General features: G+C 61.7%; 20 protein-coding genes and 1 pseudogene. 7 read left to right on the top strand and 14 right to left on the bottom strand.

Going from position 1 to position 19,956, the window contains the following annotated elements; all coding sequences use genetic code 11:
• Positions 1-185 precede the first annotated feature (185 nt).
• The 4 genes and pseudogenes from RMET_RS21855 to RMET_RS33435 all read left to right on the top strand — a co-directional run.
• Positions 186-1,325: a porin gene (locus RMET_RS21855; protein ID WP_011518720.1), complete on the top strand. Its 1,140-nt coding sequence runs from the start codon at positions 186-188 to the stop codon at positions 1,323-1,325.
• Between the two features lie 364 nt (positions 1,326-1,689).
• Complete coding sequence (locus RMET_RS21850; RefSeq protein WP_011518719.1) at positions 1,690-2,337, top strand: response regulator transcription factor; 648 nt, start codon at positions 1,690-1,692, stop codon at positions 2,335-2,337.
• 257 nt (positions 2,338-2,594) lie between these two features.
• A complete protein-coding gene (locus RMET_RS21845; protein ID WP_011515952.1) occupies positions 2,595-3,695 on the top strand; it encodes an IS5-like element ISRme1 family transposase in 1,101 nt (366 codons plus the stop codon).
• Between the two features lie 442 nt (positions 3,696-4,137).
• A pseudogene (locus RMET_RS33435) lies at positions 4,138-4,378 on the top strand (hypothetical protein); the annotation flags it as partial.
• Between the two features lie 259 nt (positions 4,379-4,637).
• Here RMET_RS33435 and RMET_RS21840 read toward each other — a convergent pair.
• The 4 genes from RMET_RS21840 to RMET_RS21825 form a co-directional block, all read right to left on the bottom strand.
• Complete coding sequence (locus RMET_RS21840) at positions 4,638-5,537, bottom strand: LysR family transcriptional regulator (RefSeq protein ID WP_029310233.1); 900 nt, start codon at positions 5,535-5,537, stop codon at positions 4,638-4,640.
• A gap of 64 nt (positions 5,538-5,601) precedes the next feature.
• Positions 5,602-6,384: an enoyl-CoA hydratase gene (locus RMET_RS21835; RefSeq protein ID WP_035822694.1), complete on the bottom strand. Its 783-nt coding sequence runs from the start codon at positions 6,382-6,384 to the stop codon at positions 5,602-5,604.
• Between the two features lie 17 nt (positions 6,385-6,401).
• Entirely contained in the window at positions 6,402-7,556 is a 1,155-nt protein-coding gene (locus tag RMET_RS21830) for a CaiB/BaiF CoA transferase family protein (protein ID WP_011518714.1), read from the bottom strand.
• Positions 7,553-8,506, bottom strand: coding sequence for a Bug family tripartite tricarboxylate transporter substrate binding protein (locus RMET_RS21825; RefSeq protein WP_011518713.1), 954 nt, complete (start codon positions 8,504-8,506; stop codon positions 7,553-7,555). The genes RMET_RS21830 and RMET_RS21825 overlap by 4 nt, the downstream gene beginning before the upstream one ends.
• A gap of 259 nt (positions 8,507-8,765) precedes the next feature.
• On the opposite strand from RMET_RS21825, the gene RMET_RS33670 reads away from it, so the two are divergent.
• Positions 8,766-8,906, top strand: coding sequence for a hypothetical protein (locus tag RMET_RS33670; RefSeq protein ID WP_155714371.1), 141 nt, complete (start codon positions 8,766-8,768; stop codon positions 8,904-8,906).
• A 17-nt stretch (positions 8,907-8,923) separates the two neighbouring features.
• On the opposite strand, the gene RMET_RS21820 is transcribed toward RMET_RS33670, so the two are convergent.
• The 6 genes from RMET_RS21820 to RMET_RS21800 form a co-directional block, all read right to left on the bottom strand.
• On the bottom strand, positions 8,924-9,724 hold the full coding sequence (locus RMET_RS21820; RefSeq protein WP_011518712.1) for an IclR family transcriptional regulator: 801 nt from the start codon (positions 9,722-9,724) through the stop codon (positions 8,924-8,926).
• Positions 9,725-10,029: 305 nt separating this feature from the next.
• The gene (locus tag RMET_RS21815) at positions 10,030-11,118 is read right to left on the bottom strand and encodes a porin (protein ID WP_011518711.1); all 1,089 of its coding nucleotides are present in this window, start codon (positions 11,116-11,118) and stop codon (positions 10,030-10,032) included.
• Positions 11,119-11,325: 207 nt separating this feature from the next.
• Positions 11,326-11,541: a hypothetical protein gene (locus tag RMET_RS21810; protein ID WP_029310232.1), complete on the bottom strand. Its 216-nt coding sequence runs from the start codon at positions 11,539-11,541 to the stop codon at positions 11,326-11,328.
• Between the two features lie 82 nt (positions 11,542-11,623).
• Complete coding sequence (locus RMET_RS33665; protein ID WP_152560285.1) at positions 11,624-11,836, bottom strand: hypothetical protein; 213 nt, start codon at positions 11,834-11,836, stop codon at positions 11,624-11,626.
• Positions 11,833-12,729 carry an alpha/beta fold hydrolase gene (locus tag RMET_RS21805; protein ID WP_011518710.1) on the bottom strand — a complete coding sequence of 299 codons (897 nt, stop codon included), beginning with the start codon at positions 12,727-12,729 and terminating at the stop codon, positions 11,833-11,835. The genes RMET_RS33665 and RMET_RS21805 overlap by 4 nt, the downstream gene beginning before the upstream one ends.
• Positions 12,730-12,906: 177 nt before the next feature.
• Positions 12,907-13,758: a LysR substrate-binding domain-containing protein gene (locus tag RMET_RS21800; RefSeq protein WP_011518709.1), complete on the bottom strand. Its 852-nt coding sequence runs from the start codon at positions 13,756-13,758 to the stop codon at positions 12,907-12,909.
• Positions 13,759-13,871: 113 nt separating this feature from the next.
• Between RMET_RS21800 and RMET_RS21795 the strand changes: the two genes are divergently transcribed.
• Positions 13,872-14,510, top strand: coding sequence for a LysE family translocator (locus RMET_RS21795; protein WP_011518708.1), 639 nt, complete (start codon positions 13,872-13,874; stop codon positions 14,508-14,510).
• Positions 14,511-14,523: 13 nt separating this feature from the next.
• On the opposite strand, the gene RMET_RS21790 is transcribed toward RMET_RS21795, so the two are convergent.
• Positions 14,524-15,114, bottom strand: a complete 591-nt coding sequence (locus tag RMET_RS21790) for a hypothetical protein (protein WP_231138557.1) — start codon at positions 15,112-15,114, stop codon at positions 14,524-14,526.
• Positions 15,115-15,372: 258 nt separating this feature from the next.
• On the opposite strand from RMET_RS21790, the gene lpdA reads away from it, so the two are divergent.
• Complete coding sequence (lpdA, locus tag RMET_RS21785; protein WP_011518706.1) at positions 15,373-17,169, top strand: dihydrolipoyl dehydrogenase; 1,797 nt, start codon at positions 15,373-15,375, stop codon at positions 17,167-17,169.
• A gap of 6 nt (positions 17,170-17,175) precedes the next feature.
• Here lpdA and RMET_RS21780 read toward each other — a convergent pair whose 3' ends face one another.
• The 3 genes from RMET_RS21780 to RMET_RS21770 form a co-directional block, all read right to left on the bottom strand.
• Entirely contained in the window at positions 17,176-17,628 is a 453-nt protein-coding gene (locus tag RMET_RS21780; protein ID WP_011518705.1) for a response regulator, read from the bottom strand.
• A gap of 113 nt (positions 17,629-17,741) precedes the next feature.
• A complete protein-coding gene (locus RMET_RS21775; RefSeq protein ID WP_011518704.1) occupies positions 17,742-18,767 on the bottom strand; it encodes a D-2-hydroxyacid dehydrogenase in 1,026 nt (341 codons plus the stop codon).
• 9 nt (positions 18,768-18,776) lie between these two features.
• Positions 18,777-19,757 (bottom strand): Bug family tripartite tricarboxylate transporter substrate binding protein, encoded by a 981-nt coding sequence (locus RMET_RS21770; protein WP_011518703.1) that lies wholly within the window; start codon positions 19,755-19,757, stop codon positions 18,777-18,779.
• Positions 19,758-19,956 lie beyond the last annotated feature (199 nt).

Genomic DNA, 19,956 nt, shown 5'->3' with positions numbered 1-19,956 from the left:
AATTATTTCCAGAACGAAGATCGCAAAGAATAGGCCATCGCCTAAATATTCATCCTTAACCAATTAACCAACAATAGAAATATTTGTGCTTGGAATACCTTCGATTCGAGGATCAGAATCATCAGCTCGCGTATCGGATCAGTCTGTATGCGGTTATGAATTCTTACTAAAATCGGAGGAAGATAATGAAGTTCAAACTACTGGCCATTGCAGCCACTTCGGCAGCCGCTTCGCTGGCGGCAAGCAGCGCCTATGCGCAATCGAGCGTGACTCTCTATGGTGTTGCCGACGCAGGCGTGGAGTACTTGAACAAGGCCGCCGCATCGAATGGCGGCGTACAGCCCGGCACGAAGGGTCAAAGCCTTTTTGCGCTTCAGTCTGGTAATCAGTCGGGCTCCCGCTGGGGCCTGCGCGGCATTGAAGACCTTGGTGGCGGCCTGAAGGGAATCTTCACGCTGGAAAGCGGATTCAATGTTGACGATGGCAAGATGGGCCAGAGCGGCCGCCTGTTTGGACGCGCCGCGTACGTCGGTCTGCAGAATCAGTGGGGGCGGCTGACTCTGGGTCGTCACACCACCCCTGGCTTTGACTTCGGTTTGGCCTTCGATCCGATGAGCATTTCGAGCCGCTACTCGATCACTTCGCAGGATCCGTGGTTCGCCTCGCGAGCAGACAACTCCGCCAAGTACATGGGCACGTTCGGTGGCCTGACCGTGTCCGCTCTGTACAGCCTCAACAACAACAACCAGGAAGTTCCGGGAAACTTCACCAACGGCCGTGAGTACTCATTCTCCGCGATCTACGCTGCCGGCCCGTTCTCGGTCGGTGCCGTGTACGACCAGACGAACCGCTCACAAGCTACCGCCCTGTCAACTAACAAACTGACCCGTCACGCCGCTATCGCCGGTACGTACGCGTTCGGTCAGGCCAAGGTCTTCGCTGGCTACCGCTATGCGCACGCCTACAACGGCGATGTTCTGGTAGGCACTCCGAGCCACGCCAACGGTTCATCGAACCTGGCTTGGGCTGGTCTGGGTTACCAGGTAACGCCCGCCCTGTCACTGGCAGGTGCCGCCTACTACCAGAACCTGCGTAACGCCAACGCCGGTAACCCGTGGCAATTCGTTGCCTTGGCTGATTACTCACTTTCGAAGCGGACCGATCTGTACGCGTCGATGTCGTACGCCCTGAACAACGGCAAGTCGACCCTTGGCGTGAACGGCTTCAATGACCAGTTGGGTTCGGCAACCTCGTCGAACTCGGAAGGTGTTCAACCGGGCGCAAACCAGTTTGGTGCGGTAGTCGGCGTTCGCCACAAGTTCTAAGCACAAGGGACTAAATCGGATAAGCCCAGGAGATTCCTGGGCTCCGGGGCCTCGGCATGTTGGCGAATCACTCGCGCAAGAAGACGCGATGACGAAGACGACATCGCAACTACAGCATCGCTGGGCCTGAGTATCGGCAAGGGTCCTTTTCCACCATCAGCCGCGGCCTAATCATCAACGCCTGCAGTTTAGGCCGCGGCCTACTGAACCGCGCCCTCACCAGCCGGACAATATCTCCCTAGTAAGCTGCGTCGCACCTGGCATGAAATGGCAAGTGAATGGTACTAGGCGCGGAGCGATGCAGCGGCTCCTTGCCTAAATTTGTTTGACCACACTGCCCAATGCCTCGAACGCGGGGTCACGAATGAACCAAGCCCCCAAAGTACTGGTCTGCGATGATCACCCCATCATTGTGATCGCCCTCCGCAGTGAACTTGCCCGCATAGGACAGTTCTCGGAGGTGGTCACTGCCTCCAGTGTCAATGAGATCCTCAATGCGCTGAACGATCCAGAAGTGGGTATTGTCATCACCGACTTCTCCCTCAACGAAGCGGGTGACGGGCTGCAACTCATCGGACGCATCAAGCGTATGCGTCCCGATGTAGCCGTGATCGTGTTCTCTATGAACGCCTCGCCGCCGGCCGTCCGCGACATGATAGCCGCGGGTGCCTCCGCCTTCGTCTCGAAAACCTGCGGTACTCGGGACGTTGCCGAGGCTTGCCGCGTTGTCCTTGCGGGCAGGAAGTTCGTTGCTCCGGCCTCGCTGGCGCATCTCCTCGACCAGGACGACGGAGGCACGCCACAAGCTGCGCTGCAGCGACTAAGCCCGCGTGAGCGAGAGGTATTGCGCCTGCTCGCGCAGGGGCTCTCGCTCAGAGAAATCGCGGCGCGTTTTAACCGAAGCAGGAAAACCATCAGCGTGCAAAAGTGCGCTGCCATGGCAAAGCTCGGGCTGACGCATGATATGGAGCTCGGACGCTATCTTGCCTCGGCAGACTCAGACGAACTGTAGCGGGCCTGCCTATCGTGCAGAACAGCTTTGCGCGGAAGTCTCTGAGTACACTGACTACATACGTTGCATGCAGGCGAGCGAGCGTTGTCCATAGACATACTTGCCGCGGTACAACATGGCGAAGTTCGAAGAGAAAAAGTGCGCCAGCCCGCGGGGAGCCGACTGACGCCTAACAGGCTGCTGAAATACCGGCAGCGAACGTCAGCGCGACGACTTGCTGAATCGTTAATCTGAGGACTCCATACAATCCCACGTTCATGCGCGGCGCTGACACCTTCACCGAAAGTTTGTTCACCATGCGGCGGCTGGAAGATTTCGTGCCGAAGTCCCACCCCCTGCGCGCGATCCGCACCATGGCGAACCAGGCGCTGGCGAAGATGGATCGGCTGTTCGCGCAAATGTACGAGGCCGATATCAAGGGTGGCCGGCCCAGCATCGCGCCGGAGAAGTTGCTGCGGGCCATGCTGCTGCAGGTGCTCTACAGCGTCCGGTCGGAGCGCCAGCTCATGGAACAGACGCACTACAACTTGCTGTTTCGCTGGTTCATTGGCCTGGCGATGGATGATGTGGTCTGGGTGCCCAGCGTCTTCAGCAAGAACCGGGAACGGCTGATCAAGCACGATGCTGTGATCGACTTCTTCAACGAAGTGCTGGCCATCGCGCAGAAGAAGGACTGGCTGTCGGGCGAGCACTTCAGCGTCGACGGCACGTTGATTAAGGCGTGGGCTGGCCACAAGAGCTTTGTACGCAAGGATGGCGACGACCAAGACGATAACGACGGTGCTGACTTCAAGGGTGAAAAGCGCAGCAACGAGACGCACGAGTCCAAAACCGATCCCGATGCCAAGCTGTACCGCAAGGGCAAAACCGCCAGTGAACTGCGTTACATGGGTCATACCCTGAGCGACAACCGCCACGGCCTGGTGGTGAGCGCCATGGTGACCAATGCGGACGGACACGCCGAGCGCGAGGCCGCGAAGGTCATGCTCAACGATGCCAGGCAGGTGATTGAGGACCTGAATGTGGAAGTCACCGTGGGTGCGGACAAGGGCTACGACGCGCACGAGTTCATTCAAGCCTGCCTGGAGTTGAAGGTGACGCCGCACGTCGCACAAAACACCTCTGGCCGCCGCTCGGCCGTTCCCGACGCCATTGCAGGCACCAAGGGTTATGCCATCTCACAGCAGAAGCGCAAGCTGATTGAACAAGGCTTTGGATGGGCCAAGACCGTTGGGCGCATGCGCCAGGTGATGGTGCGCGGACTAAAGAAGGTCGATCAAATGTTTGTGCTGAGCATGGCCGCCTACAACCTCGTGCGCATGCGTTCGCTGGGACAAATCCGTCCGCAGTTGCAGTAATCGCGGCAATGAGGCCGGAAACGGTCGCCAAATCAACGAAAAAGTCGGTGAAGTGACGATCAGCTTCCGGATTGTGAAAAATAGCGAGCCCATCAGCCTTGCAGAGGGAAGCTTCGCTTTTATGCGGCTAGTACTTCAGCAGCCTGCTAAGGGGAACGAGCGAGAGGTGTCCCATGGACACCGCCTTGCCATGAGAGGAAAGCCCGGAGGCACTCTCACGCAGCATTTTTAAGCAATAACACCACCTGGGATATAGGCCTCGTCCTAATATTCCTTCGAATGGTTTTACAGAAAGATGCCATGGTCATGCGTTTGGCTGCATAGATGCTGAAACAGGCTTTTACTTGGGCGGCTAAGGAGCCTGTGTTTGCCGATGCTCGTCGCGAACGATTAGCGACAGTGAATCGCCCCGAGTTCAGTGGCGGCTCCACTCTTGGAAAGAATGGAGCCCATAAGCGAGCAAACCAGGTTTCCCCCTGAGATCCGACAGCAGCGCATCGAATATCCATCGCCGTGGGCAGCAGTTGAATCTATCGCACCGACAATCGGCTGTACGAGCCAGACACTGTTGGGGTGGATCAAGCAAGTCGATCTGCAAAGTCTTGCAGATTGCTCCGTCGGGCTATCGGCGCCATGCCGCGCGATCTCACGATCCGTCTCGGCGCTCCGCGCGAGCCAATCGCGGTTGGCTCGCGCCAATGCCGCAGGGGTGGATGGGAACGCTCGCGGATGCGCCGCGTGAACTCACGAGACCGTTCGAGATCTGCCTCCAAAGCCGGAGGCGTGGCGCGCAATCGATGCGCAACCGTGCAGGCTATAACCACAGCACCTCGTGTAACGGCCGGAACAACCACAATCGCTACACGACGGGCGCGTGGATCATTCGGTTCTGAGCACCGGCCCTCGGACACGACAGTGCCGGGACGCTGTCTCCTTACGCAGCTAGGCTCGTGCGGCGGCCAGTCGCTTCCTGACGCTGTCAAGCAGGCATTCTGCTGGCGTCGAAAGCCGCGCATTCCAACGTGTAATGAGCGAGATGGGGTGTTCGACTCCCTCGCAGGGCAATGCCCTCGCTACCAGGCCCAGTTCCGAGACGAACTCCCGAACGTAGCCGGGCAAGACCGTAACCCCGAGCCGCGCCTTCGCAAAACTAATTGCCGACAGCACCGTCCCGACTTCAACGGAAGTTGAGTACGCCAGATGTCTCGACGCAAAAACGCGATCGATCGTCCGCCGCGTGCTGAACGTTGAATGCAAGGAGATCTGTGGATAGTCGGCAAGCAACTCCCAGCTAACCTTGCGCTTGCGTGCCAGTTCGTGGTCGCCGGCACAGATCACGAACATGGATTCGTTGTACAGGTGCTCGATCGAGAGCTTGGGATGAGCTTCTTCCATCGAAACCAGTCCGAAGTCGGCCTTTCCATTAACCACGTACTCGATCGTCTCGTCCGTCGACAACTCATGCATGCCGATCCGGATCGCCGGATGGGCTTCGTGGAACGCCGAAACCGCCCCCCGCAACAATCCCACGCACATCATTGGCGACGATGCGACGCTGACTTCGCCAGCTTCTAGGTTCAGAAGGCTCTGCATACTGCGCTCGGCGGCATCCATGGTCCCGAGCACTTCACATACATGGCCATACAACTGGTGCGCCAACTGGGTTGGTGTCACCTTGCGAGTCGACCGTTCGAAGAGCCGCTGCCCGACCTTGGCCTCCATCTCCTGGCACACCTTGCTCACCGCCGACTGCGTCATGTGAATGGTCTGGGAAGCTCCGCTGAAACTGCGGAGTTCGTACACGACGCGGAATACTCGGAACTCCCTGAGTGTGAAGTTCATGGCGCAGGCAATTGGATGGACAGTTCGATGGTACATGACCGCTTCGTCCGATTACTAGCGCCTGTCAGCTTTTCCTCTTGCGCTCAAGGAACCGCGCCATGTAAGCATCCGGTTCTGACCCAGCGTAGACGTCGCCAAACACCGCAATGCTGTGCTTCAGCCCCCGCTCGATCGCAGGATCTTCCCACGCGCGCAGCAGCGACTTCTGCGCACGCACGGCTGCCGGCCCGCACTCCAGTATCTCGGATACCGTATGCGCAACTGCGGCATCCAGAGCGTCGTTGGCGACGACCTCGTGGACAAATCCCCAGGCATGGGCGCGCGCCGCATTGATCGAGGAGCCAGTCAGCAACATCCAGCGTGTGTTCCCCTCACCGATCAGGCGAGAAAGGATGTTTGCATGAATGACCGACGGGATGCCGATCCTGACTTCCGGCATGGCGAAATTGGCATTCTCGTCAGCGATGCGGATATCGCAAGCGGCGGCGAACTCCATGCCGCCTCCCATGCACCAGCCCGACAAACGAGCAATCGTCGGCACCGGGAAATCGCGGACCGCCTCGCACAGATCGTGCAATCGCGTGATGAACGCCACCGCCGTCTCCGGCTCAAGCCTGGCCAGCTCCTTGATGTTCGCGCCACCAACGAATGCCTTCTCCCCCGTCCCGCGCAACACCAGTACCCGGACGTCAGGGCGGCGAGCCAGCCGACGCAGCGTTTGCGTGAATTCGACGATCGTGTCCGAGTCCAGAATATTCAGACTGGTGCCATTGGCGATGCGCAGTGTCGCCACGCCTTGCTCCGACACATCGAGTGACAGATGTTTGATCTCTTCCGTGTTCACCATTTTTGCCGTTTCCTGATTCATTCTTCCAGTTCCCCTGCCGACTGACCAAGCATTGGCGCCGGCGTTGCAAGATTATTTCGCGCGGCTGGCGAGCGAAAGCGAGAAACGATACGCCGTTGTCCACCGTCGCCAAAATCGCGCTGATCAAAGAAGCCAACCGCGCGAAGCTGCGCATCTTCCAGCAGGTCTTCCACGCGATTGACACGCGCGCACGGAATATCCGCGGCTTCCAGCAGCGCCACCCACGCGTCGGTGGTGCGAGTCAGCATGACCTGCGAGAGGTGACCATAGATGACGTCGTAGTTCTCGGCCCGTGCGGGCGCAGTTTGAAACCGGCTGTCGCGCTCGAACGTCGCGAGATCATCAATCGCCTCGAAGAACGACTTCCAGTGCTTGTCGTTGTAGACAACCGCCGCGATGTAGCCATCGCGCGTCCGATATGGCTTCCGGTGCGGTGTCAGCAAGCGGCTGTATCCCATGGCGCCAGCCGATGGTTCGAACGACGCTCCGCCGAGGTGATCCGCAAGGACGAACGCCGCCATCGTCTCGAACATCGATACGCGGACCGTATCACCGTGACCCGTGCTTTTGCGCGCGAACAGTGCTGCAATGGTGGCGTGCGCGGCGGTCAGGCCGGTCACCCTGTCCGCTATCAGCGTCGGCACATACTGAGGCGCGCCACCCGTCTGGCGAGAGAACAGTTCGGCCAGCCCCGTCTGCGCCTGAATAACGTCGTCATACGCCGCACGTCCGTGCAGCGGCCCACCCTCTGCATACCCGGTCAGTTCAACATAGATGATCGACGGATTCAGGCCGTGCACGGCCGCTTCATCGAGCCCCAACCTGCGCATGGCTTGCGGTCGCACGTTGTGCACGAGCACGTCAAAGCCCGGTAGCATCTCTCTGAGCGTTCGGACATCTTCCTCTTGCTTGAGATCCAGCACGACAGACGATTTTCCCTGGTTCGCATGAAGGAACATGCTTCCCATGCCAGGTGCGCGCTTGTTGCCGGCATGGCGCATCACGTCACCATCAGGCGGCTCGATCTTTACGACCGTCGCCCCATAGTCGGCCAGAATCTGCGTGCAGACGGGACCCATGATGACCGACGTCAGATCCAGCACACGGACGCCCGCAAGCGGCCCTGTCGTATCCGGTGCGCGATGCGTCATTGCTGCTCCACACCCGCCTTGGTGGCCCTGGACGTCCAGATGCCGCGCTGAGCGACAGTGAATGCCGCAAAGTCACGCGTGCTGGCCGGAGCCGCAACCATGCCGAGCTTCGCAAGCTTCTCCACGACGGGGGGACGTGCCACGGCGTCGTTCACGGCCTTGTTCCATCTCTCCACGACGGCCGTCGGCGTGCCCGCCGGCGCGGCCAGCCCCACCCATACGACCAGGTCGAAGTTCTTGTATCCGGCCTCCGCCATCGTCGGCACGTTGGGAAGCTCGGGCAAACGCCTGGGACTCGTGATGGCCAGGCCATCGAGCTTGCCACCGTGCAGGAAACTCATGACGACCGATGTATCCGCCACCATGTAGTCGATCTGCCCACCGAGCAGATCGGTCACCGCAGGAGGCTGACTTTTGTAGGGAATGGCGTCGGATGGCACGTTCGCCATCTGCGAGAACGTGGCGGCCGCGATCTGCGCCGAGCCGCTGCCGTAGCCATAACGCAGATGGTTCTTCTGCGCGTACAGGGCCATGTCCATTGCCGTCTTGTATGGCGCATCCGGACGCGTGACCAGCACCATGGGGATCGTGGCGATGCGGGAAATATGAACAAAGTCCTTGATCGGGTCGTAGCCGGGACGCTTGAACAGCGCTTCGATGCCGGAATGCGTGGAACTGCTCGTCAACAACAGCGTGTAGCCATCCGCCGGCGACTTCGCCACATAACTCGAGCCGATGATGCCGTTGGCGCCCGGCCGATTGTCCACGATGATCGTGCCAATCGACGAACGCACCTCCTCGGCAACAATACGCGCCGCCGTGTCGGAGGCACTGCCGGCCGTGAAAGGAACGACCAGCTTGATCGGCTTGTTCGGATAGCCGTCGCCTTGGGCAAAAGCGTGTGGCGCAACGATGGCGGCGGCCAACAAGGCGGCAATACGTGTCTTCATGAGTGTCTCCTCTGTCTGATGACCGCCATGTTGTTCCGATCCATTCATGCAAACAAGCGAATTGTCTTCATAGATTTATCATCAGATGGAATATGTCGGAAGGAGACAGGGAAGCGATGCTGCTTGATCGCCTGATGCCGGCCAGTCAGCCTGCCAAACAGGCGCCGCTCACTTGGCTTGATCAAGCGAGGTGCGGGCGTGTTGATCGCGCCGGCCTATGCGGCGGACATTGCTAAGGAATGGGAATGAGGAATTGGGAATGCGAACGATCCACATCGTCGACACTCCACGCGACGCGGATCGCATCTCGCTGATCCGGCGTCGGCTAGGACCCTCCACGCTCGCGACACGCCAGCTTCTTGGAGAGTTCATTCCGCAACTGGAGCAGATAAGCTCCTGAACCTGCGAACCGCCCCCCTACACGCCGCCAAACTCGGACCACGCAATCTCGATGGCGTCACGCAGTGAGAGCAGCACAGGCGCATATCGCGCCTCCAGCGGACCATCGTCATCGTCCCCTACCGCGTACGAAACACTCAGGGTATAGAGCACACCATCCGGGCCCATCACTGCCGTCGCGATGCCCTCCATGCCGAGCACGACGCGCGAGCGGCAATAGCCGTCCTTCTCGTACTTCGCCCTCGACGTGTCGATGCGCTCCTTGTACTTCGGCCACTTCTCGCCGTAGTGGCTCGCGAGCCTGCCCATCAGCAGTTGCCGCCGCGATTCCGGCAGGCCGGCAAGGTACGCGTGCCCGGTTGAGCTTCTTACCATCCCGAATCGCGTTCCGGTCATTGCGGCACGACTCATCAGCCCACGACCTTTGCGAATTGTGTGGAGATAGACCATCCAGAACCCATCGGCGGCCGATAGCGTGACGTTGATCTGCTCCGCCATCGCTACCTGGGCCATCAATGGCAACACGGCATCCAGCTCCGAGCGTCCGATATGGAACGAGCGCGCCAGGCTGAGGCATACCGGCGCGAGGCGATAGCCCTTCGACACACCGTCGTATTCGAGGTAACCGCCTTCCACCAGCGAATGGGTGAGGCGACTGACCGTGGGCCTCGGCAGGCCGCTGCGTTCGGCGAGCTGAGCGTTGCTCAGCACAGGCGCGCCGCTGACGAATGCGCGCAGTAAGTTGAGTCCGCGCAGCAACGTCTGGCTACCCGGTGTGGTGCGCGAGAAAGGCTCGCTCTCGTGCGTCGGTTCAAGCATGGCTTCCTGCCGGCTTCGGTCGCTCCGGTCGTGTCAACTGTCGAAACGACCATACTGCGGCCCGCTCTCTACGCGGTCAATGCTCGATATCCCGCGACCATTCCATTGAATCCCAATCAGAAGGAAACGTCGTGCCGCACTTACGTTGCCTTGATTCCGATCCGTCCCCGATGCATGTCCGGTTCCAGACAGCGATACCCGGCCTGCCCGATGATTTGCGCGTGGACAAGGACATCTCATTTGGCAATGATGACGGGGCACCAAGTGCCATGTCGTTGAAGGCCCCGTCCACACAATGATCTATGTCAGAAAATGTGCTTTATCCCGAGGGTCGTGCCGAACTGATTGCTGCCCGGCGGCGTGTGACCGAAGCCGGCCGCGCCATTGCCAAGACCCATGTTCGAGTTCTCCTGATTCAGTGCATAGCCCAGCGTCAGGTAGGCCTCGGTACGCTTCGAGAATGCGTACCGGCCCGTGGCGACGAACAGCCACGGGTCACCACCGGTGTTGCGGAAATCCTGGTAATAAGCGGCCGCGCTAAGCGTCACCGCCGGCCCCGCCTGCCACATCACGCCAGTCCACCACAGGTTCGACGCTTGATTCGACACACCTGGCAGCGCACCCACGAGAATCGCTCCATCGTAGGCCTTTGCCCATCGGTAGCCGGCGAACACCTTGAGGGTGGAAAGCGCATAGGTACCGGCCACCGTGGCCCGACGCGACGTGGCGTCGCGGTTCGTGGTCAATGTGCCGGTGTTGACCTCGTCATAGGCCGTGCCAATGCTGAACGGACCACTGTTGTAGCTCAGGCGAAAGCCGAACTCCCGACCTAGCTTGGCATTCCCAGGCACCTCGCTGCCATCCACCGTGGTACTTTCCGCGCCAAAGCTGTACATCGCCGTTGCCGTCAAGCCGCCGAACTTCCCCACGTACTTCATGGTGTTATCCGGCCGGGCGACCAGGGCAAGATCCTGATTGAAGATGGACCACCTCGGCGACAGCGCCATCGGGTCGAACGCGCCGATCATGTCGAACAACGCGCTCTGCTGACGCCCAAACAGGATGCTGCCCCATTGGCTCTCCAACCCCACATATGCCGATCGCCCGAACAGCCGTCCGCCCTGCGCTGATTTGCCAGTGTCGACATCAAAGCCACTTTCGAGCACGAACACCGCTTTCAGCCCTTGGCCAAGGTCCTCGGATCCGCGTACGCCCCAGCGCGAACTGGAAAGGCTGCCCGACGTCTGCCTGACCACGCTGCCTCCGCCCACCTGGTTGTTGGTGAAGCTCACGCCTGCGTCCACGACGCCGTAGAGGGTCACGTTTGCCCGGGATTCCGCCGAAACGCAGCACGGCAATGCTGCGAGTGCGGGAACTGTCAATCTCGCCTTCATTCTTTTCCTCCAAGTTGGAAATGCCTCAATTTCTGGCTGAGGCTGGCCAGGTCATGGCGTGTGGACGCGCTCCCGCTTGAGCGGGAACGCTTCACGCCTTATTGATTTCGTGGCGCATCAAAGCGCTGGACAAAGCTCCGCCCTGCCGGCTGTCATCGGCGAACGGTACGTTGCTCGTGGATGGGTGATCGAGTTCGGAGCGCGCGGCTACGGATTGCCCGTAACCAGAATGCTTGCGGCCTTCCGATAAAGGTCGGCTTGCTTCTCGAACAGCGTGACGGCGTTACCGCCGATGAAAGCAGCGCGCGCGATATCGGGGCTGCCGGCAATAACGGACTGAGCCCCATGCTGCGGCTGCGGTGCGTGAAGTATCCGCCGTCGTGACGATGCGCGACGCGAGGTCGCGAGGTTGCGAGTTGCCATCCTTGTCTCCTTATTTGATCAACTGCATGGATGGCCAATCACGTGAAGCGGCTCGGTGGGCGCTGACGAACCCAGTACTCGGCTAACCATTGCATGCGTGCGCGTTGTCGATCTGCGTCGACGAGAACACGCACCAGTGGCGAGTATCAAACACTTGACCACGCATTGCCAGACCACCGTTTCGGTATCTGAAACGAACCCATGGAGTTGATATGGAAAGAGAAACGATAAGACGAATCGGGCTGATTCGCGCCTTGCCGGCATCGAACATGCCGCCGACAAGGCCGCCGCTCATCGGGCGTGCAATCCGCCGTCGCCACTGGCGAACCACTGCAGCAGCAACTGATTGATTTCGTCCGCTCGTTCGTATTGCACCCAATGCCCGCCGCCGGGAACCAGGTGCCATCGCCGAGTCGACAAGTTTCCCGCGATGCGCGGTGCCACTTCCAACGGGTCAGCCGTCACGTCATGCTCGCCCCAGATCAGCAGCGTCTTTCCGCCATAGCTGTCGAGCGCCTGTCCGAGCACCGGGCCGCCGCGCGAAATGGACTTGCTGCGAAAGCGCGTGGCCATGCAAGCCCGTTCGTGCACCGCCATGGCCAGCGCATCAATGCTGGACGGATCGTGAAGCATCAGTGCCTTGAGGTTGTGCCTCAAGCCTTGCAGCATCTGCTCGCGGTCCTCCGTGCGCCAGTTGACCATATCGAGTCGCTGGCGCCGCATACCGCCATGCCCGGCGGAGCCCAGCAGCGCAAGCTTCTCGACATTCGGCAGCGCGGCCGCCAGGCGGGCCGCGACTACACCACCGAAAGAGAAGCCCGCCAGCGCGAATCCATCCGACGCGCCGAACCGCTGTCTCAGACTGGCTGCCACTGTATCGACCAGCCGATCCAGCCGGTCATCCGCGTGAGGATCGCCGTCGAGCGTGCCAGATTCACCGAAACCGGGCAGGTCAGGCAGCCATAGCGTGTGTTGCTGGCTCAGCGCCTCGATATTGCGCACCCAGTGCATCCAGTTTCCATGACCGCCATGGATCAGTACCAGGGGGGAGCCACGACCGATCTCGCGCCAGACCATCTCTGTGGGACCGGATCGGTCCCGGTGGACGATTGCCCTGGCGCTGAGCCGCTCAAGGATCTCGTCCGGCGTCTCGGGCCGTGGGGTCGTTGTAGATATCGGGCTCGTCATATCGCAAATACGTGGGGACGTGGGAAATGAAGCGCTGTATCTGACCACGCACGGCGTGCCCGAAGCAAGTCATGGACGAGAAAAAATCGCCTCGATTCGCGTATGTGAGTTTCGCCCTTATCCCTGCTCTTCGCTGCCCCATCATCTGATCACGCCGGGCGTCAGCCAGTCGGGACCTCAGACCTTCAAGTCCGCCAGCATCTGCTCCGCCAGAAAGTCGCACGGTAGCCGCGCCGATTTCGCGCTACGCGCCAGCACGACCTCCAGCGGCGCAAGCGGCGGCAGTCCTTCGGACTCCCCCAGCACGGCGAGATGCGCCGGTACGCTGCATCGCGCCAGCGGCGCTACCGCCAGTCCAGCCTCGACCATGCTGATCAATCCAAGCAGACTGGGGCTTTCATACGACATCCGATACTGAATATCGGCCTGCTGCAGCGCTGCGATGGCGCCGGCTCTCGCGGCACTGCCGTGGGCGAAGACGGCGATCGGGAGCGGGCGCTCCCGCCAGATGGGTCGGCCACCGCGGGCCGAGACCCAAACCATCGGCTCATGGCGGATGAAATCCCCGGTGACGCCGCGCGCCTTCGTGATGCAGGCCAGATCCAGCGTGTTGTCCTTCAGCAATGGAATCAGCGCGTGGCTGGGCAGCCCGATGACACGGATCTCCACGCGCGGATGAGCCGCCGCGAATCGGCGCAGGACCGAAGGCAGCAGCGACGACGCGTAATCGTCGGGAACGCCGATCGTGACGCGCCCGCGAATCTCCGGGCGAACCACCACCGACCATGCCTCCTCCCGCAACGCCAGCATTCGCCGTCCGTAATCCAGGAGCGTCCTGCCGTCCTCGGTCAGGGCGACGTTGCGCGTGGTGCGCGTGAAGAGTGGCTTGCCGAGCACGTCCTCGATCGCCTTGATCTGCATGCTCACGGCCGATGGCGAGCGATGCAGGGTCTCCGCCGCGCGCGCGAACGACCCGGCATCGGCCACGGCAACGATCATCTCCATCACATCGAGATCGAGCTTCTTCATTTCATCAGAAAATCTGAACAATCGGATCAGTATAATCCGTTTTACTTAGTTATCCCGTGGTCCGATACTGCCAGCATTCCCGATCAAGGATGGTTCTGGACCAGGTGCAGCGCATGAGAACGATGTACGAATTCATGGCCGTGGGCGGCCTGCTGGCGATCACGCCGGGCCCCAATATGGTCTACGTGATGGCGCGCTCGGTCTCGCAAGGCACCCGGGCTGGGCTGACTTCACTGGCGGGCGTCATGCTCGGTTACATGACCTACATGCTCGGCGCGGCATTTGGCATCAGTGCGCTGTTCCTGGCGATTCCTGGCGCCGCGCGCCTGCTTGCCATCGCCGGTGCTGCCTACCTGCTCTACATGGCCTGGCAGATGCTCAAGCCAGGCGGCCGGTCCCCGCTTCAGATCCAGGCAACCCAGACCGAACGGCCGCGTCGCCTGTTTACGATGGGCGCGATGACCAGCCTGCTCAATCCCAAGCTCGCGCTAGTCTTCCTGTCGATACTGCCGCAATTCATCGACTATCAGGCTGGCGGCGTCCTCAGGCAATCGTTGGTCCTGGGGCTGGCCCTGACCGCCGCTTTCGCATCGGTCAACGCGCTCGTCGCCATATCGTCGGGCCGCGCAGCGGCAATGATGGGAAGCCACCCACGCTGGCTGCTGGCGCAGCGCCTTGTGGCGGGCGGCGTGCTTCTGCTGCTCGGGGCAAGGATGGCGCTGGAAGCCGCGCACTGGCCGGCGCTGTTGTAGCGCCATCACCCATTTACGGCGAGTTCATCCTCAAACTTCCCCGGATCGACGGCGGATGGACGATCCACGGCATCGTGGTATCCACGCCCGTATCGTCCAAGCAGCCCTCGAAGGTGCCGCTGCCGGGATACTGCTGATGGACCGAGAGCGTGACAGCGATCATGGCGGCGCCATTGGTGCAGATGCCGACGCTGCCGCCCGGCTCTGCCGGACGTATCACCTGCCCGCCCATCACATCGCCGCTCTGCAGGGTGCCGTCGGCTTGCCACCAGTGCCATTCGCCCCCAATGACGGTAGCCTCCACCACAGTGCTCGTATCGACCACGGCGCCCGGCTCGGCTGGCGGCGGCGCCGTGCGGTCGAAGCTGGCAACCCAGAATCCGCCGTGGCCGGCAATCGTATCGCTGCACGGTTCGCCGGTGCCGGTGTCCGATCCCGAGAACGTCACGCGGCTGGCGCCCGTGTCATAGGCCACGTCCTCGTACACATCGACGCCCGAGAGGCAGGCCTGGGAATGAACTTCCGGATACGCGCAGGCCGCGCACCACGGGAGCAGCATGGCCGACGCGACGCGCCGGACCTGCACATTGAAATCTGGAGTCATGGCGACCTCCCGGTACATCTTGTTCTTCGAATCCTTCCCATAGCTTAGGAAGCCCAACGCCTTCCTGCCGGGTCATTTTGTCGATAGGAGCGGCGCGGCATCGCGGGGGATAGCGTCCCTCGGATTGATCCAGCCAGTGAGTGCCGCTGGCGCATCATTTGCGCTCGTCGAAGTATCCGCTGCGCCACTCGGCTGGCATCCTTGGCGTGCTCTCCTAGACTGGAGGCTTTCGTCACAAGAGACCCGCAAGGAAAAACCATGGCCGCGATCGAAGTGAAGGTGCCGCAGTTGTCCGAATCTGTCTCGGAAGCCACGCTGATGCAGTGGAAGAAGCAAGCCGGCGAGGCCGTCAAACGCGACGAGATCCTGGTGGAACTGGAAACCGACAAGGTCACGCTGGAGGTGCCGAGTCCGGCCGACGGCGTACTGGCAAAGATCGTCCAGCCCGATGGCGCCACGGTCCATACGGACGACGTGATCGCGGTGGTCGACACCGAGGGGAAAGCGGTCGCAGCAGCCTCACCCGTGGCCGCTGCAGCGCCGGCATCCGCCCCAGCGCCCGCACCGGCCCCTGCCCCGGTAGCCGCCGTGGCATCAGGTGGCGCTGGTGCCCCGGCATCGGCCAAGGCCGACTTCGACGTGATCGTGATCGGCTCCGGCCCGGGTGGATATATCGCCGCCATCCGTGCGGCCCAGCTAGGCAAGACGGTAGCCTGCATCGAGGAATGGAAAGACGACGCTGGCAAGCCACGGCTCGGCGGTACCTGCCTGAACGTCGGCTGCATTCCAAGCAAGGCGCTGCTCGCCTCGTCCGAGTACTTCGAGCAAGCGAAGCATGGGCTGGCCGAACATGGTGTGCAGGTCAAGGGCGTCACACTTGATCTGGCGCAGATGATCCAGCGCAAGGCTGCAATCGTCGACAAGTTCACCGGTGGCGTGGAGTTCCTGTTTCGCAAGAACAAGGTCACCTGGATCAAGGGCCATGGCAAGTTCAAGGGGCGGGCCGCGGATGGCGTGATTACCGTGGAGGCCAGCAACGGCGGCGAGACGACGTCGCATACGGCACGCAACGTCATCATCGCAACGGGTTCGAAGGCCCGCCATCTTTCGGGCGTGCCGGTCGACAACAAAATCGTCTCCGACAACGAGGGCGCGCTGTCCTTCGATTCGGTGCCGAAAAAACTCGCAGTGATCGGCGCCGGGGTGATCGGTCTCGAACTCGGCTCGGTATGGCGACGGCTCGGGTCCGAAGTCACGCTGCTGGAAGCCCTGCCCACATTCCTCGGCGCGCTTGACGAAGCCGTGGCCAGGGAAGCCGCCAAACAGTTCGGCAAGCAGGGGCTCACGATTCACCTTGGTGTCGACATCGGCAATATCGAAGCCACCGCCAAGGGCGTCAGCATCGCCTACAAGGACAAGGACGGCGCCGAACAGAAGCTCGTCGCGGACCGGTTGATCGTGTCGATCGGGCGCGTGCCGAACACCGACAATCTGGGTCTGGATGCCGTGGGCCTGGCCGCCGACGCGCGTGGCTTCATCCCCGTGGACGACCAGTGCCGCACCCCGGTGGCGGGCATCTACGCTATCGGCGATGTCGTGCGCGGCCCGATGCTCGCCCACAAGGCCGAGGACGAAGGCGTCATGGCCGCCGAGGTCATCGACGGCCAGAAGCCACACATCGACTACAACTGCATTCCGTGGGTGATCTACACCGAGCCCGAAATCGCCTGGGTGGGCAAGTCAGAAGCCCAGTTGAAGGCGGAAGGCCGCGAGTTCCGTTCCGGCCAGTTCCCAATGATGGCAAACGGCCGCGCGCTTGGGATCGGACATCCGGATGGCTTCATCAAGATGATCGCGGACGCAAAGACCGACGAAATCCTGGGCGTGCACATCATCTCCGCCAATGCCTCGGATCTGATCGCCGAGGCCGTGGTCGCCATGGAGTTCAAGGCGGCATCGGAGGACATCGGCATGATCTGCCACCCGCACCCATCACTGTCCGAGGTCATGCGCGAGGCTGCGCTGGCGGTGCGAAAGCGGGCGCTCAATATGTAGTTGGCGCTATCGGTCGTATTGCTCGTATTGATCGTACTGGTCGTCTTTCCCAAGGTAGCGACCCAGGACCGACTGGAGCGTCTCGTAGCTGACCGGCTTCGTCAGCACCATGCCGATGCCGGCCTCCAGGCATGCGAGTCGCTCCTCGGGTCCAGCGGTGGCCGTGATGGCGACGATGGGCAGGTCGGGGGCCACCTGCCCCGCCTTGCCCGTGCGGATTCTGCGCGCGAGCGCCAGTCCTTCGATGCCGGGCAGGCTGAGGTCAGTCAGCAACAGCGCGGCCGGGCCGCTTTCCAGCGCCCTGAGCGCGTCGGCACCGTTCTCGCAGAGCACCACCTCGCAGCCACCAATGCCCTTGAGCTGGTCCTCCAGCACGAGCAGGCATACGGGATGATCCTCCGCGACGATGACGCGCGGCAACGGCAGGTTATTGGCAGGCTTGGACACGGTACGTGGCAACAGAAATTCGGCTGTCGATATTGTGCATGTCGACGCCGCGGCGAGGTTGCTGAAAACTCCGCAACTTCCCGCTTCAGTTTGCAGCCTTTTCTGCAGCCCCTTCCCATTTGCCGCTAGGCTGACACGTTTCGCATTGCCTGACCCGCCAGCCGACGGCGGAGATTGTCCAGGAAAATGTCGACCACACGCGCCGCATTGCCGTCCGAGAAACCGGCGCTATGCGGCGTGGCAATGACGTTCGGCAACGACCATAGCGGCGACGTCGCCGGCAATGGTTCATGCGCGAACACATCGAGGTAGGCGCCGGCCACCCTTCCTTCTGTCAGTGCTTCGATCAGCGCTGGCTCGTCCACCACTTCTCCACGCGCCACATTGATCAGCCGCGCACCAGTCGGCAATCGCCGCAGGGCCGCGCCGTCGACCAGCCCACGCGTCCGGTCCGTCAGCGGGCAGGCCAGTATCAACCAGTCCGTACGGGGAAGCACCTCGTGCAGGGTATCGAACGCAAAGGTCTCGAACCCTTCGCCAGCCGGCGTCGGCTGTTGCCGGACCACGGCCACCGACATGCCGAGCAGGCGCAGCATGGCACCGATCTGCTGCCCGATCGGGCCCCACCCCACAATGGTTGCGGTCTGCCCCCGCACGTCACGCGGCAATCCCGTGCCTAGCAACGGGGCCCAGCGTTGCTTGCGCTGCGCGGCGAGCAGTAGCGGGAAATGCCTCGCCAGCGCAAGCAATCCCGCCAGCGCGGTTTGCGCCACCACGCCCGCATTGGCGCCTGAAGACGTGGTGACGGTCACCCCGCGCTGCCGCAACTGGCCGAACACGGCGCGATCGGCGCCAGCCGAATGCACATGCACCCATCGCAACGCGGGCGCCTCGAGCATCGCCGAATAGAAGCGCTGCGTAGCCGGCAGGATCTGATGCTTGGTCGATAGCCCGGTCACGTCGCGCGACACGAAGGCGATATCGGCATCGACACCCTTCGGGTCATCGGTGGCAGGCGCCAATACAGGCAGCCACGGCGCGCCGTCCATGGACAGATCGATCGCGGCGCGATGCTCCCTCAGCGTCGGTTCGGACAACAGGATGCGCAATGGCTGGACGGAAACTTGAGACTTCGGCTGAGTTTGAGACATGTCTGAATTTCAATCGACAGTGGCACCGGAGGCCTTGACCACGACCTTCCATTTCTCGTATTCCTTGCGCGTGAAATCACCGAACTGCTGCGGCGAGCCGCCGGCCGGATCGGCGCCTTCACGAACCATCTGCGCCTGCAGCGACGGCAGGATCTCATTCACGGCCTGATTGACCCGGGTGACGACCTCGGCCGGCGTGCCCTTCGGTGCGAAGAAGCCGAACCACGAGCCAGCCTCGAAACCGGGGAAGCCCTTCTCCGCCACCGTCGGCAGATCCGGCAGCGAGCGGGAACGCTTCGCACTAGTCACCGCCAGCGCACGCAGCTTGCCAGCCTGGATCTGCGAGATCACCGATGGAATCGTGGCGAACATGAACTGGACGCGCCCCGAGAGCAGGTCGTTCAGCGCATCGGCGCCCTTGTAAGGCACATGAGTGGCCTGGGCACCGATGCGTTCACTGAACATGAAGCCCGACAGATGCGACGACGTCCCCACCCCGGTCGAGCTGTAGTTGAGCTTGCCCGAGTTCGCCTTGGCATAGGCCACGAACTCGTCGAAGTTCTTTACCGGCAGCGCGGCCGGCACGACGAGCACGTTCGGCACGTCGGCGATCTGCACCACCGGCACCAGATCGGCCAGCGGGTCGTAGTTCAGGCGCTTGTAGAGCGTCTGGTTGATCGAGATCGGCCCCACCGAGTTGACCAGCAGGGTGTAGCCATCGGCCGGCGATCGGACAACGTACTCGGTGCCGATATTTCCGCCCGCGCCGGGACGGTTGTCCACCACGAAGGATTGCTTGAAACGCTGGGCAAGTTGCTGGCTGACGCTACGCGCCAGCATGTCGGTAGTGCCGCCTGCGGTGAAGGCCACTACCACACGCACGGGCTTGGCCGGATACGGAGTGCCTTGCGCCGACGCCTGCGCGGCGAACGTGAAACCAGTGGCGGCCAATGCAGTAGCCAGCCATCGAACGGGGGCGAATCGATGCATGTCTTGTCTCTCTTGTTTATATAGTTCTTCTGCGCACCGGGACGGTTTTGCGCGCGCCCGGCGCCATGCCACCAGTCGGGACCCGCGATTCGGGGCACGGATCCCGCCGGTTCGCCGCAAGCCATCCACGCCTCTGCGGGCGTTGGATGGCGTTCAGGCTTTCTTCTTCAGATGCAACGGGAATGCGTTGCTTCGGCTT

It is taken from the genome of Cupriavidus metallidurans CH34 (assembly GCF_000196015.1).
Classification (GTDB): Bacteria; Pseudomonadota; Gammaproteobacteria; order Burkholderiales; family Burkholderiaceae; genus Cupriavidus; species Cupriavidus metallidurans.
The sequence above is the reverse complement of the archived record's forward strand: the minus strand, read 5'-3'. Positions and strand labels throughout refer to the sequence as shown.